Origin of the sequence: Octadecabacter algicola (genome assembly GCF_021532625.1) — a bacterium.
GTDB lineage: Bacteria > Pseudomonadota > Alphaproteobacteria > Rhodobacterales > Rhodobacteraceae > Octadecabacter > Octadecabacter algicola.
Genome location: NZ_JAKGAR010000004.1, coordinates 293,078 through 315,386, shown reverse-complemented (window position 1 = coordinate 315,386; position 22,309 = coordinate 293,078). Strand labels below are relative to the sequence as shown.

Annotated in this window: 23 protein-coding genes and 1 tRNA gene; 10 read left to right on the top strand and 14 right to left on the bottom strand. The window is 54.5% G+C overall.

All coding sequences use genetic code 11. The annotated features are described in order from the left end of the window. The coding region (locus L0666_RS16685) for a metal ABC transporter solute-binding protein, Zn/Mn family (protein ID WP_235262520.1) at positions 1–477 on the bottom strand (477 nt) is incomplete at its 3' end. Between the two features lie 56 nt (positions 478–533). On the opposite strand from L0666_RS16685, the gene L0666_RS16680 reads away from it, so the two are divergent. The 8 genes from L0666_RS16680 (at position 534) to L0666_RS16645 (ending at position 8,577) form a co-directional block, all read left to right on the top strand. Continuing rightward, positions 534–1,049, top strand: coding sequence for a Fur family transcriptional regulator (locus L0666_RS16680; protein WP_235262519.1), 516 nt, complete (start codon positions 534–536; stop codon positions 1,047–1,049). Continuing rightward, positions 1,046–1,819, top strand: coding sequence for a metal ABC transporter ATP-binding protein (locus L0666_RS16675; protein WP_235262518.1), 774 nt, complete (start codon positions 1,046–1,048; stop codon positions 1,817–1,819). Before L0666_RS16680 ends, L0666_RS16675 begins: the two co-directional genes overlap by 4 nt. Then, the gene (locus tag L0666_RS16670) at positions 1,819–2,607 is read left to right on the top strand and encodes a metal ABC transporter permease (protein WP_235262517.1); all 789 of its coding nucleotides are present in this window, start codon (positions 1,819–1,821) and stop codon (positions 2,605–2,607) included. Before L0666_RS16675 ends, L0666_RS16670 begins: the two co-directional genes overlap by 1 nt. A gap of 192 nt (positions 2,608–2,799) precedes the next feature. Next, the gene (locus tag L0666_RS16665; RefSeq protein ID WP_235262516.1) at positions 2,800–4,371 is read left to right on the top strand and encodes an ABC transporter substrate-binding protein; all 1,572 of its coding nucleotides are present in this window, start codon (positions 2,800–2,802) and stop codon (positions 4,369–4,371) included. A gap of 24 nt (positions 4,372–4,395) precedes the next feature. After that, on the top strand, positions 4,396–5,370 hold the full coding sequence (locus L0666_RS16660) for an ABC transporter permease (RefSeq protein WP_235262515.1): 975 nt from the start codon (positions 4,396–4,398) through the stop codon (positions 5,368–5,370). Further along, positions 5,367–6,272 carry an ABC transporter permease gene (locus L0666_RS16655; protein ID WP_235262514.1) on the top strand — a complete coding sequence of 302 codons (906 nt, stop codon included), beginning with the start codon at positions 5,367–5,369 and terminating at the stop codon, positions 6,270–6,272. Before L0666_RS16660 ends, L0666_RS16655 begins: the two co-directional genes overlap by 4 nt. Then, positions 6,273–7,955 (top strand): dipeptide ABC transporter ATP-binding protein, encoded by a 1,683-nt coding sequence (locus L0666_RS16650; protein WP_235262513.1) that lies wholly within the window; start codon positions 6,273–6,275, stop codon positions 7,953–7,955. 4 nt (positions 7,956–7,959) lie between these two features. Beyond that, entirely contained in the window at positions 7,960–8,577 is a 618-nt protein-coding gene (locus L0666_RS16645; RefSeq protein ID WP_235262512.1) for a glutathione S-transferase family protein, read from the top strand. Between the two features lie 67 nt (positions 8,578–8,644). On the opposite strand, the gene L0666_RS16640 is transcribed toward L0666_RS16645, so the two are convergent. Both L0666_RS16640 and L0666_RS16635 read right to left on the bottom strand, forming a co-directional pair. Further along, a tRNA-Ala gene (locus tag L0666_RS16640) sits at positions 8,645–8,720 on the bottom strand. A gap of 145 nt (positions 8,721–8,865) precedes the next feature. Further along, a complete protein-coding gene (locus L0666_RS16635; RefSeq protein WP_235262511.1) occupies positions 8,866–9,189 on the bottom strand; it encodes a TIGR02300 family protein in 324 nt (107 codons plus the stop codon). A 115-nt stretch (positions 9,190–9,304) separates the two neighbouring features. Between L0666_RS16635 and L0666_RS16630 the strand changes: the two genes are divergently transcribed. Both L0666_RS16630 and L0666_RS16625 read left to right on the top strand, forming a co-directional pair. Further along, a complete protein-coding gene (locus L0666_RS16630) occupies positions 9,305–9,994 on the top strand; it encodes a M48 family metallopeptidase (RefSeq protein WP_235262510.1) in 690 nt (229 codons plus the stop codon). Positions 9,995–10,025: 31 nt separating this feature from the next. Continuing rightward, entirely contained in the window at positions 10,026–10,676 is a 651-nt protein-coding gene (locus tag L0666_RS16625; RefSeq protein WP_235262509.1) for a GntR family transcriptional regulator, read from the top strand. A gap of 6 nt (positions 10,677–10,682) precedes the next feature. On the opposite strand, the gene L0666_RS16620 is transcribed toward L0666_RS16625, so the two are convergent. The 11 genes from L0666_RS16620 to sucC all read right to left on the bottom strand — a co-directional run bounded on the left by L0666_RS16620 (position 10,683) and on the right by sucC (position 22,151). Then, on the bottom strand, positions 10,683–11,258 hold the full coding sequence (locus L0666_RS16620) for a tellurite resistance TerB family protein (RefSeq protein ID WP_235262508.1): 576 nt from the start codon (positions 11,256–11,258) through the stop codon (positions 10,683–10,685). 130 nt (positions 11,259–11,388) lie between these two features. Then, positions 11,389–12,777, bottom strand: coding sequence for a dihydrolipoyl dehydrogenase (lpdA, locus tag L0666_RS16615; protein WP_235262507.1), 1,389 nt, complete (start codon positions 12,775–12,777; stop codon positions 11,389–11,391). 72 nt (positions 12,778–12,849) lie between these two features. Beyond that, positions 12,850–13,230, bottom strand: coding sequence for a hypothetical protein (locus L0666_RS16610; RefSeq protein ID WP_235262506.1), 381 nt, complete (start codon positions 13,228–13,230; stop codon positions 12,850–12,852). Next, positions 13,227–13,622 (bottom strand): MAPEG family protein, encoded by a 396-nt coding sequence (locus tag L0666_RS16605; protein ID WP_235262505.1) that lies wholly within the window; start codon positions 13,620–13,622, stop codon positions 13,227–13,229. Before L0666_RS16605 ends, L0666_RS16610 begins: the two co-directional genes overlap by 4 nt. Further along, on the bottom strand, positions 13,619–14,446 hold the full coding sequence (locus L0666_RS16600) for a hypothetical protein (RefSeq protein WP_235262504.1): 828 nt from the start codon (positions 14,444–14,446) through the stop codon (positions 13,619–13,621). Before L0666_RS16600 ends, L0666_RS16605 begins: the two co-directional genes overlap by 4 nt. Before the next feature lie 45 nt (positions 14,447–14,491). Further along, complete coding sequence (locus L0666_RS16595) at positions 14,492–15,001, bottom strand: hypothetical protein (RefSeq protein WP_235262503.1); 510 nt, start codon at positions 14,999–15,001, stop codon at positions 14,492–14,494. A gap of 29 nt (positions 15,002–15,030) precedes the next feature. Beyond that, positions 15,031–16,506: a 2-oxoglutarate dehydrogenase complex dihydrolipoyllysine-residue succinyltransferase gene (gene odhB / locus L0666_RS16590; protein WP_235262534.1), complete on the bottom strand. Its 1,476-nt coding sequence runs from the start codon at positions 16,504–16,506 to the stop codon at positions 15,031–15,033. Beyond that, positions 16,503–19,460, bottom strand: a complete 2,958-nt coding sequence (locus L0666_RS16585) for a 2-oxoglutarate dehydrogenase E1 component (protein ID WP_235262502.1) — start codon at positions 19,458–19,460, stop codon at positions 16,503–16,505. The genes odhB and L0666_RS16585 overlap by 4 nt, the downstream gene beginning before the upstream one ends. Continuing rightward, positions 19,457–20,023 carry a DUF805 domain-containing protein gene (locus tag L0666_RS16580; protein ID WP_235262501.1) on the bottom strand — a complete coding sequence of 189 codons (567 nt, stop codon included), beginning with the start codon at positions 20,021–20,023 and terminating at the stop codon, positions 19,457–19,459. The genes L0666_RS16585 and L0666_RS16580 overlap by 4 nt, the downstream gene beginning before the upstream one ends. Before the next feature lie 3 nt (positions 20,024–20,026). Further along, positions 20,027–20,908: a succinate--CoA ligase subunit alpha gene (gene sucD, locus L0666_RS16575; RefSeq protein WP_216035357.1), complete on the bottom strand. Its 882-nt coding sequence runs from the start codon at positions 20,906–20,908 to the stop codon at positions 20,027–20,029. A 49-nt stretch (positions 20,909–20,957) separates the two neighbouring features. Next, positions 20,958–22,151, bottom strand: coding sequence for an ADP-forming succinate--CoA ligase subunit beta (gene sucC / locus L0666_RS16570; RefSeq protein WP_235262500.1), 1,194 nt, complete (start codon positions 22,149–22,151; stop codon positions 20,958–20,960). Between the last annotated feature and the right edge of the window lie 158 nt (positions 22,152–22,309).

Genomic DNA, 22,309 nt, shown 5'->3' with positions numbered 1-22,309 from the left:
GTCATCATGGTCATCATGGTCATCATGGTCATCATGGTCATCATGGTCATCATGGTCATCATGGTCATCATGGTCATCATGGTCGTCGTCGTGGCCTTCTCCGTGAACGTGCTTTTCGAACAAGGCGTTGCTGCGGGATTCTAGCTCGATCGTGCCGTTTGCTTCCATCAACTCGGTTGACGTTGCATCTGGAGCAAGCGCTTCGATTGCTTCTTCCAACCATGGCGACAGATCAGCACTCACCCAGAACACCAAGTCCGCGTCCTGCAATGATTGGGCCTCGGATGGGCGCAGGCTGTATTCATGCGGGCTAGCACCTTGTTGCATAATAAGGGCCGGCGTCCCAACACCTTCCATGACGCGCGCGACAAGGGAGTGCACAGGAGCGATGTCGACCGCAACGTTGGGAACGTCGGCAAGGACCGAACCACCCATCAATGATGCGGTGACTGAGAGGGAAAGAAGCTTTCTGGACATTGGATACCTCATGTGATTTTATAACATTAATGATCGATTAAACGAAATGTAATAACATGACAAGTGCCCCAGGCAACAATGACGCAGGCGACGATCCTGTTGGGTTCGCTCACCACGACCACGGCGCCTGCGTAAGTGATACGCTTGCGGCAGCAGAAGAGCGCTGTGCAGCTGAAGGGCTTCGTTTTACGCCTGTGCGCCGCAAGGTCTTGGAAATCCTGCTGCAAGAACACCGCGCACTTGGTGCTTACGCCATTCTGGAACAGTTGCGCGAAGACGGATACGGCTCTCAGCCGCCTGTTGCTTACCGCGCACTGGATTTTTTGGTGGCGAATGGGTTGGCCCATAAAATTGAACGGCTGAACTCCTTTATTGCCTGTGCTCATCCCAGCCACGCCCACTCGCCAGCGTTCATGATCTGCCGTTTGTGCGATGCTGTAGCCGAAGCCGAATCGACTTCGGCACGCGGTGGTCTAGGGGAAGCGGCCCGTGCGACTGGGTTCAAGATTGAACGCACAGTCATCGAGGCCGAAGGCGTTTGCCCATCCTGTGTCGAGAAGGCCGACGCATGAGCCTAGTCGACGTAGAAGGCCTTAGCGTCCGTTACGGCGCCCGAACGGTATTGTCGAACGTGTCGCTTCGTATTGAGCGCGGTGAGATCGTCACTATTGTCGGCCCAAACGGGTCTGGAAAGACCAGCATGTTGCGGGCGATCATCGGCGCTGTAAAACCTTACCGTGGCCGTGTCACACAAGGGCGTGATGTGACAATCGGTTACGTGCCGCAAAAACTGCATATCGACGAGACCCTGCCGATCACCGTTTCGCGTTTCCTAAAACTCCCGAGCGGAGCCACGGCGCTGGATATTGAACACGCACTCGCGCAAGCTGGTGTGCCCGATTTGGTAAATGCACAGCTTTCGCAACTATCGGGCGGCCAATTTCAACGCGTGTTGTTGGCCCGCGCATTGATCAAGAAACCGGATCTGCTGTTGCTCGACGAAGCCACGCAGGGGTTGGATCAACGTGGCTCGGCATCATTCTACCAACAGATCGAATCTGTGCGTCAGGAAACAGGATGCGCAGTTCTCATGATCAGCCACGAACTACATGTTGTTATGAGTGCCTCGGACCGCGTGATTTGCCTTAACGGTCATGTGTGTTGCGAAGGCACGCCAGCTGTTGTTGCATCTGCACCAGAATACCGCGCCCTGTTTGGAACAGGGACGGGTGGTGCGTTGGCGCTTTATCGTCACGAACATGATCACGGACATGACCACACTCATGGCCATACGCACGACCACGGCGACCATACCCATGACTGCTCGGAGGGCTCAGACTAGTGCTTGATGATTTTATGGTACGCGCAGCCCTTGCTGGGGCAGGGGTCGCGATTGCGGCTGCTCCGTTGGGGTGTTTCGTGGTCTGGCGCCGGATGGCCTACTTTGGTGACGCGACAGCACATGCGGCTATTTTGGGCGTAGCAATGTCGCTGGCCTTTTCGATGTCGATTTTCATCGGTTCCATGACTGTGGCTCTGATGATGGCTCTAACAGTCAGCGTGTTGTCCGGGCGTGGCTACGCCATGGACACATTGCTAGGCGTCTTGGCGCACTCAGCGCTTGCCTTTGGGCTTGTCGCGGTTTCGTTCATCACAGGCGTGCGCATTGACCTTATGGCTTATCTGTTTGGAGATATCCTTGCGGTGACCCAAGGGGACTTGGCGGTGATTTGGGCGGGCGCGGCAATTGTTGTTGCGCTGATTGGTTGGCGCTGGTCGGCCTTGTTGACAGCAACGTTAAACGAAGACCTTGCCTATGCCAGCGGGATAGACCCCAAACGCGAGCAACTGGTGTTAACGTTTGCACTGGCCATTACCGTGGCTGTTGCGATCAAAGTAGTAGGGGTTTTGCTAATCGCGGCCATGCTAATCATTCCCGCCGCTGCAGGTCGACCTTTGTCACGGACCCCAGAAGGTATGGCCGTCGCCGCTGGAACAATTGGCATCTTTTCGGTCATTGCCGGACTGCGCGCCGCCTATGAATTTGACACGCCTGCGGGGCCTTCAATCGTATGTGTGGCTGCGCTTACTTTCCTGCTGACCAGTGTTTTTAGGAACGTCAGGGCCTAGGGTAGCCGTGCTGGTTTGGACACCTTTGGCGACATCTACATCGTAAGGATTCTTTATCATCAACCTCTATCGTCGCGGTTTGCGAGCAAGGTTGGCCGCGTGGCACATCAAGTGTCCTCTATTGCCCGTGTGATGCTGGCATGCTTGACTGCAAGTACAAATGGGGCTGCCCCGAAATCAATGGAGTGAAAAATGAAATCCTTGAAATTAGCCTTACTCGGTGGCGCACTGAGCATGTCTGCATTGGGCGCATCTGCAGAAACATTTCGTTGGGCATCCACGACTGACCCCCAAACGATGGACCCGCATGCTGTAAACTCAGCGCCGGTGCTGTCCTTTTTGAATAACGTTTACGAAGGGTTGGTTCGCCGCGGACAGGACATGTCGATTGAACCTTCATTGGCCACATCATGGGAACCGCTAGAGGGGGAAAATGGCTGGCGCTTTAACTTGCGAACAGGTGTGACGTTCCAAGACGGGGCTGCATTCACTGCCGAAGATGTGCTGTTTTCCTATCAACGCGCGTCTGATGAAGCCGCTGATGTGCGGTCATGGTTTGCGCCTGTGACAGATGTTCGGGTTGTGGATGACTTCACAATTGATTTCATTACCTCCGCGCCCAACCCGCTGTTTCCTGATTCAATCGCGAATTTCATGATACTTGATAAGGATTGGGCCGAGGCAAACGACGCCGCTTTACCAGCGCGCGATGCCGAAAATTTCGCGACTATGAACGTTAACGGGACGGGCCCTTTCACTTTGGCCTCCCGCGATCCGGGCGTACGAACAACACTGGCGCCAAATGAAACATGGTGGGACGACGTGGATCACAACGTCACCGAAGCCATATTCACGCCCATTGGCAATTCAGCAACGGGCCTTGCCGCGCTTCTGTCGGGCGAGATTGATTTCATCCAGCCGATCCCGTTGCAAGATGTTGCCCAAGTTGAAGGACGCGACGGGTTTAAAGTTCTTGAGGGCGAAGAAACCCGTGTGATCATGTTTGGTTTTGGGCATGAACACGACACATTGCTGTATTCGTCGGACGTCACAGACGCCAACCCGTTCACAGACCCACGGGTGCGATTGGCGGCGGCTCATGCTTTGGACATTGCGTCGATAGACCGTGTGTTGTTTCGAAACAAGATTGAACCAGCCAGCCAGCTTGTGCCCGCGGGTATTTCTGGGTTCTCTGAGGAGAACCAAGACCGCCCCGCATTCGATCCAGAACGAGCCAAAGAGTTGTTGGCCGAAGCAGGGTACCCTGATGGGTTTTCGTTTGGCCTGAAATGCACCAACGACCGCTACATCAACGATGAAGCTTTGTGCCGTGCAGCGGCGTCTATGTTTGCTGCCGTTGGTCTGAATGCAGAACTGACCACAGGTCCGGTGCGCGATTACTGGCCGCAACTGCGCGAAGATGATTTCGATATGTACCTGTTGGGCTGGTCACCAGGCACGTTTGATATGGAACATCCGATCCGTTTCTTGCTGCACAGCCAAGACGACGAAGCCAAGCTTGGATCTTGGAATTTCGGCAACTATTCCAACGCACGTGTGGATGAATTGCTGCCGCTCATTCAGCAAGAAATTGATCCTGCTGCACGTCAGGCCATGATCGATGAGGTCGTTGCAATCACTCAAGACGAGGTTGCCTATATCCCACTCTATACTCAGCCATTGATCTGGGCCGCGAAAGACAACGTCGAGCTGACACAACGTGCCGATAACTTCTTCATGTTGCGCTGGGTCACTGTGAACTGATCGAAGCATAGAACAGAGAAGGCGATGGTTTATTTTATCCTCAAACGGATGATCCAATCCGTATTTGTGATGCTGGCCGTCGCCTTTTTGGCGTTTTCGTTGTTCCGGTTCGTCGGCGATCCGGTCAGCCAGATGACGGGGGTGGAAACTTCGGTCGCAGATCAGGAACGTCTACGCGAAGACTTGGGATTGAACGATCCTTTCGTTTATCAATTCGTGCGCTTTACGGGCGATATGTTTAAAGGCGACTTCGGGTACTCTTATCGTACGCGCCAACCCGTCGCTGATATGATTGCCAGCCGTATTCCTGCGACCTTAGAGCTCGGTGTGGTGGCGTTGATCATCTCGTTGCTCGTCGGGGTGCCAGCAGGGGTTTATACGGCGCTAAGACCTCGTGGGGCGCTGACACAGGCCATATTAATGACGACCCTAGTGGGCGTATCGATCCCGACCTTTGTGATTGGGATCATGTTGATATTTATCTTCGGTGTGCAACTGGGCTGGCTTCCGACCTTTGGACGAGGCGGCACGGTTCAAATCGGCAGCTGGGAAAGCTCGCTCTTCACCATCGACGGGTGGCGCGCACTGTTGCTGCCTGCGATCACCCTTGGCGTTTACCAATTGACCCTGACGATGCGTCTTGTACGCGCCGAAATGATGGAGGTCATGCGATCTGACTACATCCGCTTTGCCATGGCACGCGGCGTGCCTATGCGGCGGCTCCATTATAGACATGCGCTGGCCAATACCATGGTGCCCGTCATCACGATTATCGGCCTTCAATTTGGTGGGGTCATTGCCTTTTCGATCGTGACAGAAAGCGTGTTCCAATGGCCTGGTATGGGGCTGTTGTTCCTAGAGTCGATCCGCTTTGTGGATATCCCTGTGATGGGCGTTTACCTCGTGGTGATCGCATTCTTCTTTGTATTGGTGAACCTTGTTGTTGACCTGCTTTACGTCGCCATCGATCCGCGCCTACGAATAAGTGACGTGTCATGATAGCCTTTCTTAAAAAATACGAAGGGCTTTGGCTGTTTGTGCATTCCCCTGCAGCAATCATCGCGACCTTTGTGGCTGCGCTGATCTTTTTGGGCGCTTTGTTTGCGCCGTGGATTGCGCTGGTGAACCCTTATGATCTTGCATCGTTCAGCCTATTTGATGGGCTTCTTCCGCCTGCGTGGGAAGATGGAGCGAACCCCAAATTTCTTTTGGGAACGGACGATCAGGGCCGCGATATGATTTCGTCCATATTGTATGGCGCGCGATTGTCGTTGGTCATTGGCATTTCGGCCCTGACCATTGCAGCCGTCATTGGTGTGGGTCTTGGCCTTGCCGCAGGATACTATGGCGGCCGCTTTGATGCGATCGTTATGCGCATTGCCGATGTGCAGTTGGCCTTGCCCGCTATCCTGACCGCCTTGCTGATTGATGGTATCGCACGAGGCATTTTGCCCGCCGCCATTCAACAAGATTTACGGGTCGCCGTGCTAACCTTGGCCATCGCATTGTCGCTATGGGTGAATTTTGCCCGAACAGCCCGCGCCTCCACTTTTGTGCAGATGAACAAAGAATATGTGCAGGCCGCGATTATGATGGGGCAGCGCCCAATGCGGGTGATGTTTGTGCATATCTTGCCCAATATCCTTGGTCCGCTACTCGTGATCCTTACGGTTGATCTTGCTTCGGCCATTCTGCTTGAAGCAACGCTGTCTTTCCTCGGCATCGGCTTACCCGCCGACAGCCCCAGCCTTGGCACGCTTATCCGTATCGGCATGCAATTCCTGCTGTCCGGCGAATGGTGGATTTTGTGGATTCCCACGCTGTTCCTTGTGGCATTAGTGGTGTCGATTAACGTCCTTGGCGATTTCCTGCGCGATATCTTTAATCCGAGGTTGCGCTAGATGCTGACGATCAAGGACCTGTCCGTAAAGTTTCCATCCCGCTTTGGCGATTTTACCGCCATCGAAGACGTGGACATGAGCATAAAGCCGGGTGAAATTCACGGGCTGGTCGGGGAAAGTGGTGCGGGAAAATCCACAGTTGGTGCGGCTGTCATCGGGTTGTTGCAGGCACCAGGCTATGTAGCGCACGGCACCCTGACACTGGGTGATACGGACCTGCGCAGTCTCACGCCCGTGCAAGCCCATAAGGTGCGCGGCGACCGGATTTCGATGATCTTTCAAGATCCACAAACCAGCCTAAATCCTTTGATGACCATCGAGGATCAGTTGATTGAAACCATTCAGGCCCATTCGGATGTCAGCGAAAGTGCGGCACGCAAACGGGCTGTTGATCTACTGGAAGAGATCGGGATCAAGAATGCGGCCCAACGGATAAAAGCCTATCCGCATCAGTTTTCTGGCGGAATGCGTCAGCGGGTGGTCATCGCACTGGCCATCAGCACCGATCCAGAATTGATCATCGCGGATGAACCCACAACGGCACTGGACGTGGCAGTTCAATCGCAGGTTCTTGACCTGATCCAACGGCTGGCAAAAGAACGCCAGATCGCATTCATGCTGATCACCCACGATATAGGCGTGATTGCACAAGTGGCCGACCGTGTGACGGTAATGCGTAAGGGACGCGTGATGGAATCCGGCGATACCGCGCAGGTTCTGGGCGCGCCCGAACATCCCTACACCAAGGCCCTTATGGATGCTGTCCCGCCGCTAGATCGCAAGCTAGACCGCTTTCGCGTGCCTGATACCGATGGGGCGCTACCGACCCAAGGGGACGTCGCCGAAAACTGGCTCCTAGAGGGTGACCAACACGAGCGCACGGGGTTGTCGTTGGAGAACCTAACAGTGCAGTTTTTAGGACCGCGCACATCGTTTTTCCACAAACCGCCGCCCCATGTTGCGCTTGATAACGTCACGCTAAAGATCAAACCCGGATCAATCATGGGGCTGGTCGGCGAAAGCGGGTCGGGAAAATCAACGCTGGCCAAGGCGATTACCGGATTGGTGTCACCCAACAGCGGCACAATGATGTTAGGCGACACCGAGCTGCCTTTCGGAAAGTCGCGCAACCGGCACCACCCATCGCGCCAGTTGGTTCAAATGGTCTTCCAAGATCCATACTCCAGCCTGAATTCCCGTCATCGCATTGGGGATATTCTTGCGGAACCCTTGTGGTTCTATGGCTTTGTGAAAGACGCCAAGGAACGTGAAAAACTGGCGGCGTCCATGCTGTCGCTTGTCGGGATGCAGCCGGACGCAATAACGAAATTTCCGCACCAGTTTTCGGGTGGCCAACGCCAACGGATTGCCGTTGCGCGCGCCTTACTAGCTCGTCCGCGGTTTCTGATTTGCGATGAACCGACATCAGCGTTGGACGTCTCCATTCAGGCGGAAATCCTGAACCTTCTAAAGGACCTGCAAAGTAAGTTTGGCCTAACGATCCTCTTCATCAGCCATAACCTCGCCGTCGTGCGCCAAATGGCGGATGAAACCGCTGTCCTGCGTAATGGCAAGATCGAAGAGGTGGGTGAGACACACACGGTTTATACCGCGCCAAAGGCTGAGTATACGAAAACGCTGCTGGAGCTTACGCCCGTGATGCCGTCATCTTGGGAGAGTTAAGCCCATGATGAAGCTGTACGGTTTCAACACCATCAATACCTTGAAGGTTGTAATGTTGCTTCAGGAAACGAACGAGGAGTTCGAATTCATACCAGTGAACATTCGAACAGGTGAACAACATCATCCAGACTTCCGCGCCGTGAATCCTGCTGGACAGGTCCCTGTACTAAGTGACGGAACACTCCACCAAAGCGAATCCAATTCTATTCTTTTTAGCTTGGCCAAGAAAACCAGTTGGGGCCTAGTGGACGATCCGAATAGGTATGATGAGTTGCTCGCTTGGCTCTTTTATCAAGCGTCCACCCAAGGGCCGCATTTCGGGCAGATCGAGCATTGGTCTGGATTTGCAGAAAAACCAAATCCAGCTGCTTTGGCTCGGCATCGGGAGATCGCTAATCGCTCGATTGCTTATCTCAACAATCAATTGACCGATAAGCAGTATTTTTGCGGTGAAACCTACACCATTGCTGATATCGCGCTTTTCCCATGGCTGAATATACACGACCACCTTGGACTATCACTTGAAGGCGCTGAGAACCTTTCCGGCTGGCTCCAGCGGGTCAGGAACAGACCGGCGACATCAAAGGCCCGCGCTTTTCTTAATCCAAGCTCGTTCTATTAAAAAATAAAATTTGGGGTGCAACTTCTTTTGACGTCCGCGCGGCGCTTCTTTGGTGTCAAAGGTTGATTGGTGGAGCATAGCGGGATCGAACCGCTGACCTCCTGCATGCCATGCAGGCGCTCTCCCAGCTGAGCTAATGCCCCTTACCAAAGGGTGTTACGACGGGTCAAAGGCTGTTGGCGGCAGCGGTCGTAACGGATACAGCTAACGCCGCATCTTTCGTTTTTGCTGCTTACGCAGCAGGGCGGGCGAGATCAAGAGGGATTCTCGCCCTGAAAACCCGAAATCTTAGGAATCGTCGTCGGGTGCTGCAACGTCAGCGATTTCGTCGAGCGACACATCTGCGTCGTCATCGTCGTCATCCAGAACGTCGTCGCCGAGATCCGCATCCGCATCATCATCGTCAAGCACGAGATCGTCATCCTCAGCCTCATCAGCTTTGGCTTTGTTCTGTGCATCAGCAGCATCCGCTTGCATGGTGCGGGTCTTGCCGGTCTCAACCACAACTTCTTCGCCCGTGTACGGGCTGATGATTGGGGAGGCGTTCAAGTCATAGAACCGCTTTCCGGTGGTTGGGCAGAGGCGCTTTGTGCCCCACTCTTCCTTTGGCATCTATTCATCCTTCTAAACTAGCAGCAGTGAGTCTCACTTGCTGGATCGGGGTCAATTGCCATACCCCCTAAGGCGTGTCAAAGACAATTGGTGTAGCATTGCGCGAAAGGCACACATGAGTGTTCTAATCCTTGATGGCAACCCCCCAGTTGAAGTGGTTTTGCGCCGTTCTGCGCGGGCACGCCGGTTATCGTTGCGTATTTCGCGGTTGGACGGCCGAGCGACGCTAACTTTGCCCAATCGAGTACCTGAACGCGAAGGCATGGCATTTCTACGCGAACGCGAAGATTGGCTGCGTAAACATTTGGATGCAATTGAACCGGAACAGCTTATCCAGATTGGCGGGACGGTCCCATATCTTGGGCAAGAGCTGCCATTGATCGCTGGGGATGTGAAACGCGCCAAATTGTCAGATGGCACATTGGTGCTCCCAGATTCGCCGGAAATGGCGGGCAAGCGAGTGGCTGCATTTTTAAAGTTACGCGCGCGTGATGCTTTGGCCGAAGCGTCGGATCGATACGCCGACGCTTTGGGCAGGCCCTATGGGCGGATTTCCTTGCGGGATACGCGGTCGCGATGGGGATCATGTTCTTCGGCTGGTGATCTAATGTATTCTTGGCGTCTTATTATGGCCCCCCCGCAAGTGTTGAATTACGTGGCTGCCCATGAGGTTGCGCATTTGCAGCACATGGACCACTCGGATCGGTTCTGGGGGGTCGTTGACCGCCTCTTTCCCGATCACAAAGCCTGCCGCGCTTGGTTGCGTCGCCACGGTGGCGCACTTCATCGCGTCCGTTTCGATTGACGTGGGGTGATTTTGTGATCACAAAAGGCTCATGTTGATCCAATCCAAATCATCTGGTCCTACAGGCGCGGCTCATGACCATGTATACCGAACGCTTCGCGGGCGTATTTTGCATGGGGAAATCCATCCAGGTCACGCGTTGACCCTGCGTGGAATCGGGAAGGAGTTCGGCGTCTCCATGACGCCCGCTCGCGAGGCCGTCCGCCGATTGGTCGCCGAGGGCGCGTTGTCATTGTCCTCATCGGGGCGCGTGGCGACACCAGAACTATCAAATGAAAGAATCGAAGAGCTTGCTGCATTGCGTGCTTTGCTCGAGCCGGAATTGGCAGCGCGGGCTCTGCCGCGTGCACATATGGCGCTGATAGAACGTCTAGAAGAAATCAACGATCGGATTGCCCCTGTCATCGCGCGACAAGACGCCCCTGCATATATCCGTCGCAATCTAGAATTTCACCGCACGCTTTATCTACGGGCCCAAGCACCTGCGATGTTGGCACTGGCCGAGACAGTTTGGCTGCAACTTGGCCCAACGATGTCAAAGCTCTACGGTCGACTGAAACGCACAGAAACACCGCGGAACCATAAATTGATTTTGGCGGCACTCAAAGCGGGCGATGAGGCGAGCCTTAAACTCGCCGTTCGCTCGGATGCCACCCAAGGATTGCGGATGCTAAAAGTTTAGGGCTGTTTAGATCGGCTGAACGGTCTGGAGGTGTGCTGAAATACGGGCCATTGCGCTGCGGAACTGGTCGGCTCCGATGCGCATCCGTTGAGCCAATTCAGACACAACAGCATACTCATTCGCATGGATTTCACCATCTGCTACAGCAATATTCAAAGCGGCTTCCAGGACAATTTCACGATCCTTTAGCGACAGGTCCTGGCCGACTTGCTCTAGGTCAGCTGCTGATGGATTTAGGCGCTGCAACATCTCCATGACTTGGTCGGGACCATATGACGTTCCGGTCAAGCGAGTCAGGATTTGGGCGATTTGACGTACTTCGGCGTCGTCGATGCGGCCGTCGGCAATTGCAACCTGAGACATCGCCACAAGCGAATGGATAGCTAAGGCATCGGGTGCTTTTTCAGTGCGACGGCCTATCAGATTCTTAAGTACAATCACGCAGATCAAAAGACCCAAAGCACCTGCTACCAACCAGATGTTGTTCTGGATGGCGGCAACAAAACCGTCTGCAGCCCAACTTGGTGCAGCAACACAGCAAAGACTAACCGTCAGGGCAATCGTTGAAATTGTCTTTAGCATTTGAAACACCTTTTACGTGACTAGGATACTAAGTTGTCAGCTAGTTTAGGCAAGTATAAGGCATAGAATTGGCAACGGGCGGGCCATTTCTGGCGCCGCCCGTCGTTTTGGTTAACCAAAGATCAAGTTTTTAGGAGTGAATCGCGCCGTCGCCACAGGCAAGAGCTGCTTCGCGCACGGCCTCAGAATAAGTTGGGTGGGCGTGGCAAGTGCGCGCCAGATCTTCTGCCGCCGCGCCGAATTCCATCGCGACACAGATTTCATGGATCAGATCACCGGCCATCGGACCAATGATATGCGCACCCAGAATGCGATCAGTCGCTTTGTCGGCAAGGATCTTAACGAACCCGTCGCCTGCAAAGTTGGCCTTGGCGCGGCCATTGCCCATAAAGCTGAATTTGCCGACCTTATAGTCTCGCCCAGCTTCTTTCAGGGCCTCTTCGGTGGCACCAACATTGGCGACCTCAGGGTGTGTATAGATCACTCCAGGGATCACATCGTAGTTTACATGTGGTTGCTGGCCAGCAAGACCTTCGGCACAGGCCATGCCTTCGTCTTCGGCCTTATGGGCGAGCATTGGTCCCGCGATGCAGTCACCAATCGCGTAGATGCCGTCTACGTTGGTCTTGTAGTTTCCATCCGTCTTGATCTGACCACGCTCGGACATCTCAATACCCAAGGCATCCAAACCCAAACCGTCCACATAAGGACGGCGGCCAGTTGCAACCAGAACCGTATCAGCATCGATTGTCGCCTCGCTGTCGTCCTTGCGCAGTTTGTAGCTAACGGTGGCCTTGTTGTTCTTGGTTTCAACACCTTGAACAGCGGCCCCCATGACAAATGTCATTCCCTGTTTGCCTAGCATCTTCTGGAACTGACGTTGGATTTCGCCGTCCATGCCAGGTGTGACCGAGTCGAGAAACTCGATTACGGTCACGTCTGCACCAAGGCGGCTGTAGACTGAGCCGAGCTCAAGTCCGATCACGCCCGCGCCGATGACCACAAGCTTCTTCGGGATCTTGCCAAGCTCAAGCGCACCTGTTGAAGACACAACAGTCTTCTCATCAATCTCCACACCCGGAAGCGATGATGCCTCAGAACCAGATGCGATGATGATTTTCTTGGCTTCGTGCACGTCGTCGCCGACCTTTACTTTGCCAGCTTCAGGGATGGACCCCCAGCCTTTCAACCAATCGACTTTGTTCTTTTTCATCAAGAACTCAACGCCCTTGGTGTTTTGGCCGATAACGTCGTCTTTATAGGCCTGCATTTGCTTCCAATCGACAGATTGGGTTTTGCCCTTGAGGCCCATTGTCGCGAAATTATGTTCGGCTTCGTGCAACATATGGGTGGCATGCAGCAACGCTTTGGATGGAATGCAACCAACGTTAAGGCAGGTTCCGCCCAGCGTCTCGCGCCCTTCCACGATGGCCGTTTTTAGGCCCAATTGCGCGCAGCGGATTGCGCAGACATAGCCGCCGGGGCCGGAGCCGATGATGATGACGTCGTAAGCTGACATGGATTTCTTTCCTTCAATTTTGTCGGAATGCCCCGATGTGGGGCTGGATGAATTTGGTTTCTGTCTGTCCGGTTAGGACGCTGGAGCGGGGCAATTGGGCACGGTTTCGAGCAATTGGGACATAAAAGCCGCCCAATCGCCGTCGGGGTGGTTAGTGCGCCAACCGCTGTCATGAAAGTCAACAAAGCTGTCTGTGAAACCGGGTTTCAACACCTCGTCAGCCCACCAAGGCGCAAAATCACCGCTGACCAGCGTGATATCAAAGCGTGCGCCGTTGGGATCAACAGCAGTGATCTGAAAACAGGCATTTTCTTCGCCCTCTGGCGGGGACGTGCTGAAGCTGTCGTTCGTATGGTCATATGCCCCGCGCACTTTGAAGAAACTGCCTTCGGTCATCGAAAATTCAGCAGCGGCAGGGGACGCAAGGACAAGAAGGGGCAAGAGGTATTTCATATCAAGGCCGATAGTATCATAGCAAAAGTTGCGGCAAAGCCAATGAACCACACGAGCGACCGCCATGGCCGAAGGTCAAAGGCATAGGCCGGAACATAAGCCACACGTGCGATCAGGTAGATGTAGGCGCAGGTGGCGGTAAACTTGGTTGATTGGTCCGAAAGGGTGACGACAACCACGGCGAGGGTGAAGAGGATCAGCCCTTCGAAGTGGTTGGACATGGCGCGTTGCAGCCGCCCGCCAAGATCAGACAGCGGGCGCGACGGTGCACGGTCGCGCGCGGACATTGCATAGCCGGAACCTACGTCCATGTTGGCACGCCAAGCATAAAGAACGAACTGCACTGCTTGAAGCAGGCCAGCAAGCGCGAGGGCAGTGAGTTCGGGGGTCATAATGGTGCCTCTCCGACCGGACCAAGAATTGCACTGATGAGCCGGTCTTCTTTCTTAAGCCGACGCGCCACGGCATGACTGGCGCCGTCTTCGCAAAACAGGGTGACACCTGTGACATCTGCGATGCGTTCGGCGTGATAGGTATCCAGCTTGTTTTTGCCACCGTAGTAGACGTGCGCAGCGCTTGGGTTGTCTTGATCGTCGAGCAGGTCGACCAGATCATTGTCGGACGGATCAAAGCTGTAGTCGAACTTGGCGTTGGCCGCGCTGCGGTAGTAGTCAAACACAGGGCGATCCACGTAGGTCTGCGGGCCAAAGGCGCATATCTTATCGGCGCCCAACTGGTTGCCAAAATAGAGCGCGGCATGCCCACCCGCCGAGTTGCCCGTGAATATCCAAGGGCGCGGCAGGTGAGAAAAATTCTCAGCGATAAACGCAACCGTGCTGGCCCGATCAGTCGTCGCGCCCAGCAACCCGCCTTGATACCACGCCTGCAAGAAGTCCTTGAAATAGATGACGTTGAACGGCTGGCTCTGGATTTGGCCAAAGAATTCTTTGACGGGCATGGCAAAGCCCTCGGCCATGCCGCCAAAGGCAAACACGGTGCCCTGGGCATCGTCGCGAATGCTGGCCTCGCACGGCGCATATTGCGCATTGCTATCGGCCACGTCCAACACAGGACCGACCTGCGCAATCAACGCAACCTGAATCTCCAATCGCAACCTATGCTGGTCGCTTAGAAGAACCTCACTCGGCTTTTCATTGGCGAGCCGTTCGGCAATCTTGCGTTTGTAGATCGCGTCGATGCGCTGCTTAGTGGGCATGGCTGAGGACCCACCTAAAGGGATCAAACAAGATGAATGCTATTGTCATTCAAGTTCTCCTCGGCGGCGCAAATAAAGCAATACACCACTAGGCAAGGTCACAATAACCAACACCAAAAAAGTCGCCGACAGGGCCATCCGCCGATTGGCCCAATACTCTTCCTCAGTAGGGCGCAAAATTGCGGACAGAAAATTTTGGTCGCGCTCTTCGAGGTCGGCATCGGTTGCGAAACCGCCCGCGGGCAACACCGGGTTTCGAACCTGATCAACAAGCTTAACCGCGTTAATCGGGACGATTATGAGAAATAGAACAACAGCTGGCCACAACGCCCAATTGCGCCATTTTCGCGCCCCGGAAAACAAAGCCAAAGCAACAAAAGCGATGAGCGCGGGCAAAAGAAGCCCAACAAGAAAGTCTGTGTCAAACTGATAGGCCCGCATCATTGCTTGAACAATGCCAAGCACACTGATCGCGCAAACACAGATCGCGACCACGCAAACAAGCAAGATCGCGGCCCGCATAGCGATAGGTCGTTTTGCCCCAGTCGCGATCATTGCTGTTTTCCTATGCTCAGAGCCAGAGTTTACAGATCCATCAACAGGCGACGTGGGTCTTCCAGTGCTTCCTTCACGCGCACCAAGAACGTCACAGCGCCTTTGCCGTCTACGATGCGGTGATCGTAGGACAGGGCGAGGTACATCATCGGGCGGATCACGACTTCACCGTTGATCGCCATCGGGCGGTCTTGGATTTTGTGCATGCCGAGGATGCCTGACTGTGGCGGGTTCAGGATCGGTGAGGACATCAAGGAGCCGTAGACACCACCGTTGGAGATGGTGAACGTGCCGCCCTGCATTTCTGCCATGGACAGTTTGCCGTCACGGGCTTTCGCGCCTTTTTCAGCGATCGCCTTTTCGATTTCAGCGAAAGACATCTGGTCGGTGTCATTGAGAACCGGAACAACCAGACCTGTTGGCGTACCCGCTGCAATGCCCATGTTGACGTAGTTTTTGTAAACAACGTCTGTGCCGTCGATCTCAGCGTTTACTTCGGGCACTTCTTTCAGTGCGTGCACGCAGGCCTTGGTGAAAAAGGACATAAAGCCAAGTTTTACGCCGTGCTTCTTCAGGAACAGGTCTTTGTATTCGTTGCGCAGGGCCATGACCTCGGTCATGTCGACCTCGTTGTAGGTGGTCAGCATGGCGGCTGTGTTTTGGCTGTCTTTCAGACGGCGCGCGATGGTCTGGCGCAGGCGTGTCATTTTCACACGTTCTTCGCGGGCCGCTTGATCGGCAGCAACAGGCGCGCGCGGTGTTGCAGCAGCAGGGGCAGGTGCCGCCATTGCCTTCAGCACGTCTTCTTTCATGACACGGCCATCTTTGCCTGTGCCCGCAACGCCGGACAGGTTGTTTTCAGCCATCAGCTTTTTGGCGCTTGGCGCGTCTTCGACGTCTTTGCCAGCGGACGCAGCAGCAGGGGCCGCAGCCGCCGCAGGCGCAGCGGATGGTGCCGCAGATGCGTCCGTGGACATGATTGCCAGCTTGCCGCCGGCCTCAACGGTGTCGCCTTCTTGCGCCAACAGTTCAGTCATTACGCCAGCCGCTGGTGCAGGCACTTCGACGGAGACTTTGTCTGTTTCAAGTTCACACAGCATTTCGTCAGCGGCAAAGGCTTCGCCGACTTTTTTGAACCATGTGGAAACGGTTGCTTCTGTCACGGACTCGCCAAGTGTTGGCACCATGATATCCATGGAAGCACCGCCAGATGCCGGCGCCGCCGCAGGAGCCGCTTTTGCCGCTGGGGCAGGTGCCGCAGCTTCGCCGCCAGCGCTGATCTGCGCGAGCAGGGCGTCAACGCCAACTGTATCGCCTTCGTTGGCAACGATCTCTGACAATGTGCCAGCCGCAGGTGCAGGCACCTCAACAGTCACTTTATCGGTTTCCAATTCACACAGCATTTCATCCTGTGCGACGGCATCGCCAGGTTTCTTGAACCATGTGGCAACAGTTGCTTCTGTGACGCTTTCGCCAAGGGTGGGGACGCGGACTTCGGTCATTATTTCGATCCTTTAACAGTGAGCGCATCATCAACGAGTGCGGCTTGTTGTGATTTGTGCTGGCTGGCAAGGCCCGTCGCGGGCGATGCTGATGCGGCGCGACCTGCATAAACAGGGCGGGTGTTTTTGGCTTTGATGCGGGTCAGAACCCATTCGATGTTTGGTTCCATGAATGACCAAGCACCTTGGTTCTTTGGTTCTTCCTGACACCAGACCATCTCGGCGTTTTTGAACCGTTCAAGTTCTTGAACCGCGGACTGGGCCGGGAACGGATAGAACTGTTCGAAACGCATGATGTAGACATCGTCCAATCCACGTTCGTCGCGTTCTTCAAGAAGATCATAGTAGACCTTACCGGAACACATCACGACGCGTTTGATCTTGTCATCCGCCTTAAGCTTGGTGTCGGAATTGCCTTGCTGAGCGTCATCCCACAATACGCGGTGGAAGCTGGAACCTTCTTGGAACTCTTCCGCTTTGGACACAGCCAGTTTGTGACGCAGAAGCGATTTCGGTGTCATCAAGATAAGTGGCTTACGGTAGCTGCGGTGCAGCTGACGGCGCAGAATGTGGAAGTAGTTCGCAGGCGTCGTACAGTTCGCCACGATCCAGTTGTCCCCGCCACACATTGTCAGGAAACGTTCTAGACGTGCGGAGGAGTGCTCAGGGCCTTGGCCTTCATAGCCGTGTGGCAGCAGGCAAACGAGGCCGGACATGCGCAGCCATTTTGATTCACCAGAGCTGATGAACTGGTCGAACATGATCTGCGCGCCGTTGGCGAAATCGCCGAACTGGGCTTCCCACAATGTCAGCGCATTGGGTTCAGCCAGCGAGTAACCGTATTCAAACCCAAGCACCGCGTATTCCGACAACATCGAGTCGATGACTTCGTATTCTGCCTGACCCTTACGAATGTTGTTCAGCGGGTAGTAACGCTCTTCGGTATCCTGATTGATCAAGCCTGAATGACGCTGGGAGAATGTCCCGCGTGTACAATCCTGACCGGACAGGCGAACAGGATAGCCTTCTGTTTGCAACGAACCAAAGGCCAAAGCCTCACCCGTTGCCCAGTCAAACCCTTCTCCGGTTTCAAACATCTTGGCTTTGGCGCCAAGAATACGACCCACAGTCTTGTGGATCGGGAACCCATCGGGGGCTGTGGACAATGCACGGCCAATCTCGTCGAAGGTTTCTTTCTTGATGCCGGTTTTGCCGCGCTGGTAATTGTCTTTCTGGCTGTCCAGATGCGACCACTTCCCGTCCAGCCAATCAGCTTTGTTGGGTTTGTAGTCGATGCCAGCCTCAAATTCGGCGCCCAGATGTTTCTGGAAGTTTTCCTTCATATCCTCAATTTCGCCTTCTGGCATGAGGCCATCTTTGACGAGACGTTCAGTATAAAGAGTCAGCGTCGTTTTCTGCTGTTTGATCTTCTTATACATGACCGGGTTGGTGAACATCGGCTCGTCGCCTTCGTTGTGACCAAAGCGGCGGTAACAGATGATATCCAGAACCACGTCTTTATGGAACTTCTGGCGGAATTCAGTGGCGACACGGGCTGCGTGTACCACGGCCTCTGGATCATCGCCGTTTACGTGGAAAATCGGCGCTTCAACCATCAACGCAATGTCGGTGGGGTAAGGAGAACTGCGCGAGAAGTGCGGCGCTGTTGTAAACCCGATCTGGTTGTTCACAACGATATGCATGGTACCGCCCGTGCGGTGGCCACGCAGACCCGACAGGCCGAAGCCCTCAGCGACAACACCTTGGCCGGCAAAGGCCGCATCGCCGTGCAGCAGAACTGCCATGGACTGTGTGCGATCGACATCGTTTGTTTGGTCTTGCTTGGCACGGACCTTACCCAAGACAACGGGGTTCACAGCCTCAAGGTGGGACGGGTTCGCCGTTAGGGACAAGTGAACGGAATTGCCGTCAAATTCACGGTCGCTGGATGCGCCGAGGTGATATTTCACATCGCCAGACCCATCCACATCTTCCGGTTTGAAGGACCCACCTTGGAATTCGTTAAAGATCGCGCGGTAGGGTTTCTTCATCACGTTCGCAAGAACGCTCAAACGACCACGGTGCGGCATGCCAACGACGATGTCTTTCAGGCCCAACTGGCCGCCACGTTTGATGATCTGCTCCATTGCAGGGATCAGGCTTTCGCCACCATCAAGACCGAAACGCTTGGTGCCCATGTATTTGACGTGCAGGTATTTCTCGAACCCTTCGGCCTGAACAAGGCTGTTCAGGATGGCCTTACGGCCGTTCTGGGTAAACGCGATTTCTTTGCCGTAGCCTTCGATGCGTTCTTTCAGCCAGCCCGCTTCTTCGGGGTTGGAGATGTGCATGTATTGCAACGCAAACGTACCGCAGTAGGTGCGTTTCACGATGGCGATAATCTCGTTCATTGTTGCAACTTCGAGGCCGAGCACATTGTCGATAAAGATCGGGCGATCCATGTCGGCGGCGGTGAACCCGTAGGACGCTGGGTCCAGTTCAGGATGCGGTGTCTGATCGCGCATACCCAGCGGGTCGAGGTCCGCAACCAAGTGGCCGCGAATACGATAAGCGCGGATGATCATCAACGCGCGAACCGAGTCCAGAACAGCGTGGCGCACTTGCTCTTCGCTGATGTTCACGCCCTTGGCCGCGGCCTTGTCTTTGATCTTCTTGCCAGCTGCTTCTGGTTCTGCAGCCCACTGACCATCCAAAGCCGCTGTCAGATCATCATTCGGGATCGGAGGCCAATCTCCACGACCCCAAGACGGGCCAGCGGCCTCGGCTTTCGCATCCGCTGGGGCATCACCCAAAGACTTGAAGAACTCTTGCCAGCTTTCGTCAACTGCATTCGGATTGTCCGCATAGCGCGCATAAAGTTGCTCGATATATTCCGCGTTGTGCCCTTGCATGAAAGAAGATGCGTGGAATTGGTCGTTAGAAGATTGGTCAGTCATGACGGGACCTCGTTGGGGTTGGGGCCGTATTGATTTGTATCTGGCTGGGACGGAAGAATGAGCTGGCCCAGAGTGTGGGATATATGGGCGAACGTTAGGAAAAGGGTAATACCTGCACCGATGGCTAATCCGATCGGGATGACAAAATAGCCGATCAAAACGAAAAGGATCGACAACAAAAAACCGGTTTCGCCCAAAGTTACACTGGCGGCAGGCACACCGAAGAGGACCGACTTTTCAAACAGCGTAAGCACGAGCCACACGACGACGGTGAAGGTCATGCTGGGTACGAACATATTGAACAAGGATCCACCGCTTTGGCCTGTGTCATGCAATCTGCGAATTCCCGCTGGCGCAACAAAAGCGGATAAACCGAGTAATAGAGCGATGCTGAGCCAGAGCCCGCTTCCTTCTGGTGCGATTTTAGCAATAGCAATCAAACCCAGTGCCATCACCGCATTCCAAAATAGGAAAAACCAAAGATAAGCACCACGCGCCGACCGACCATTGAGGTCATGAAACCTCAACGTTTCGCTCAAAATGGCGCGCAGTGGTGTTTTCATTGCTTACCCAATCGCCTTGAGCACAGCTTCGCCCAATGTCGCAGGGCTATCCGCCACAACGATCCCAGCGGATTTCATCGCTTCGATCTTGCTTTCGGCGTCGCCTTTACCACCAGCAACAATCGCGCCAGCGTGGCCCATGCGGCGTCCTGGAGGGGCTGTGCGGCCAGCGATGAAACCAGCGACTGGCTTCCAGCGGCCTTTCTTCTTCTGCTCGGCAAGGAATTCAGCAGCTTCTTCTTCTGCGGAACCACCGATCTCACCGATCATGATCATGGACTGTGTTTCGTCGTCATCAAGGAACATGTCCAAAACATCGATGTGCTCAGTGCCTTTGATTGGGTCACCACCGATGCCTACAGCAGTAGACTGGCCAAGGCCCGCGTCTGATGTCTGCTTTACGGCTTCGTATGTTAGTGTGCCAGAACGGGACACAACACCAACGGACCCACGTTTGTGGATGTGGCCCGGCATGATGCCGATTTTGCAAGCGTCTGGTGTGATAACGCCAGGGCAGTTTGGCCCGACAAGACGGGATGCAGACCCTTCAAGGGCGCGCTTCACTTTCATCATGTCCAGAACAGGAATGCCCTCGGTGATACAGATGATCAGTTCCATCTCGGCGTCGATCGCCTCAAGAATGGAGTCCGCTGCGAAGGGCGGAGGCACGTAGATCACGGAGGCGTTCGCTTCGGTCACGTGCTTTGCTTCGTGCACAGAGTTAAAGATCGGCAGATCTAGGTGCGTCTGACCGCCCTTACCTGGTGTGACGCCGCCAACCATTTTGGTGCCGTACGCGATTGCTTGTTCCGAGTGGAATGTCCCCTGTGAGCCGGTGAGACCCTGACAGATGACTTTGGTGTTTTCGTCGATGAGAATTGCCATAGTATTGGCTCCTTGAGAGTTCGGGGGCGGCCTCAGCCGCCGAAATGGGTTAACCTTTGACGGCTTTCACGATCTTTTCAGCACCGTCGCTGAGGTCGTCGGCTGCGATCACATCAACGTCGGAGTTGTTGATGATAGCCTTACCTTCTTCGACGTTCGTGCCTTCAAGGCGAACAACCAGCGGAACCTGAAGACCAACTTCTTTCACCGCAGAAACGACACCCTCGGCGATGACATCACAGCGCATGATGCCGCCGAAGATGTTCACGAGGATACCTTTGACGTTTGGATCAGATGTGATGATTTTGAACGCTTCGGTTACTTTTTCTTTGGTGGCGCCACCACCAACGTCGAGGAAGTTTGCAGGCTCAGCACCGTAGAGTTTGATGATGTCCATTGTGGCCATCGCCAGACCCGCACCGTTCACCATGCAGCCGATTTCACCGTCAAGCGCGATGTAGTTCAGGTCGAACTTGGAGGCTGCCAACTCTTTGGGATCTTCTTCAGTTTCGTCGCGCAAGGCGGCAACGTCAGCGTGGCGGTAAACCGCGTTTCCGTCGAATGCGACCTTAGCGTCGAGAACCTTAAGATTGCCTTCGTCTGTGACGATCAGCGGGTTGATCTCGAGCATTTCCATGTCTTTTTCGGTGAATGCTTTGTAAAGCTGACCCATCAGTTGAACGCACTGCTTAACCTGTGCGCCCTTCAGGCCCAAAGCGAATGCAACGCGGCGACCATGGTAGGCTTGGTAGCCAGTCGCAGGATCAACTGTGAAGTTTAGGATTTTCTCAGGTGTATTCTCAGCCACTTCTTCGATGTCCATGCCGCCTTCGGTGGAAACAACGAAACCGATGCGGGATGTCTGACGATCAACCAGCAGGGCGAGGTACATTTCTGTTTCAATGCCGGAACCGTCTTCGATGTAGACGCGGTTTACTTGCTTGCCGACTGGGCCAGTCTGGTGCGTAACCAATGTGCGGCCGAGCATTTTCTTGGCTTCTTCCGCAGCTTCTTCGACAGATTTTGTCAGACGTACACCGCCCGCATCGCCTGCGTCGGCTTCTTTGAATTTACCTTTGCCGCGGCCACCTGCGTGGATCTGCGCCTTAACAACCCACAATGGGCCGTCCATTTCGCCTGCGGCGGTTTTGGCATCTTCGGCCTTCAGGACGGCACGGCCGTCGCTGACTGGTGCACCGTATGATGCCAAAAGCGCCTTGGCCTGATATTCGTGAATGTTCATGGAAGCCGTCCTTCGTCTATGAATTAGCGTTGTCATAGCTATAGACAGGTTAATCGCAGGTTCAGAACGGAATTATTCAACATTGACCGAAAAAGCGACATTTGTGATCACACTGTTTTCTGGTGTGATCACAAATCTCTAATGTGTGAGCGCAAACA

Excerpts from the sequence above, each read along its gene's own strand:
- L0666_RS16680 (WP_235262519.1), top strand. The coding sequence starts at position 534 with ATGACAAGTGCCCCAGGCAACAATGACGCAGGCGACGATCCTGTTGGG.
- L0666_RS16675 (WP_235262518.1), top strand. The coding sequence starts at position 1,046 with ATGAGCCTAGTCGACGTAGAAGGCCTTAGCGTCCGTTACGGCGCCCGA.
- L0666_RS16665 (WP_235262516.1), top strand. The coding sequence starts at position 2,800 with ATGAAATCCTTGAAATTAGCCTTACTCGGTGGCGCACTGAGCATGTCT.
- L0666_RS16660 (WP_235262515.1), top strand. The coding sequence starts at position 4,396 with ATGGTTTATTTTATCCTCAAACGGATGATCCAATCCGTATTTGTGATG.
- L0666_RS16655 (WP_235262514.1), top strand. The coding sequence starts at position 5,367 with ATGATAGCCTTTCTTAAAAAATACGAAGGGCTTTGGCTGTTTGTGCAT.
- L0666_RS16650 (WP_235262513.1), top strand. The coding sequence starts at position 6,273 with ATGCTGACGATCAAGGACCTGTCCGTAAAGTTTCCATCCCGCTTTGGC.
- L0666_RS16645 (WP_235262512.1), top strand. The coding sequence starts at position 7,960 with ATGATGAAGCTGTACGGTTTCAACACCATCAATACCTTGAAGGTTGTA.
- L0666_RS16635 (WP_235262511.1), bottom strand. The coding sequence starts at position 9,189 with ATGCCAAAGGAAGAGTGGGGCACAAAGCGCCTCTGCCCAACCACCGGA.
- L0666_RS16630 (WP_235262510.1), top strand. The coding sequence starts at position 9,305 with ATGAGTGTTCTAATCCTTGATGGCAACCCCCCAGTTGAAGTGGTTTTG.
- L0666_RS16625 (WP_235262509.1), top strand. The coding sequence starts at position 10,026 with ATGTTGATCCAATCCAAATCATCTGGTCCTACAGGCGCGGCTCATGAC.
- L0666_RS16620 (WP_235262508.1), bottom strand. The coding sequence starts at position 11,258 with ATGCTAAAGACAATTTCAACGATTGCCCTGACGGTTAGTCTTTGCTGT.
- lpdA (WP_235262507.1), bottom strand. The coding sequence starts at position 12,777 with ATGTCAGCTTACGACGTCATCATCATCGGCTCCGGCCCCGGCGGCTAT.
- L0666_RS16610 (WP_235262506.1), bottom strand. The coding sequence starts at position 13,230 with ATGAAATACCTCTTGCCCCTTCTTGTCCTTGCGTCCCCTGCCGCTGCT.
- L0666_RS16605 (WP_235262505.1), bottom strand. The coding sequence starts at position 13,622 with ATGACCCCCGAACTCACTGCCCTCGCGCTTGCTGGCCTGCTTCAAGCA.
- L0666_RS16600 (WP_235262504.1), bottom strand. The coding sequence starts at position 14,446 with ATGCCCACTAAGCAGCGCATCGACGCGATCTACAAACGCAAGATTGCC.
- L0666_RS16595 (WP_235262503.1), bottom strand. The coding sequence starts at position 15,001 with ATGATCGCGACTGGGGCAAAACGACCTATCGCTATGCGGGCCGCGATC.
- L0666_RS16585 (WP_235262502.1), bottom strand. The coding sequence starts at position 19,460 with ATGACTGACCAATCTTCTAACGACCAATTCCACGCATCTTCTTTCATG.
- L0666_RS16580 (WP_235262501.1), bottom strand. The coding sequence starts at position 20,023 with ATGAAAACACCACTGCGCGCCATTTTGAGCGAAACGTTGAGGTTTCAT.
- sucD (WP_216035357.1), bottom strand. The coding sequence starts at position 20,908 with ATGGCAATTCTCATCGACGAAAACACCAAAGTCATCTGTCAGGGTCTC.
- sucC (WP_235262500.1), bottom strand. The coding sequence starts at position 22,151 with ATGAACATTCACGAATATCAGGCCAAGGCGCTTTTGGCATCATACGGT.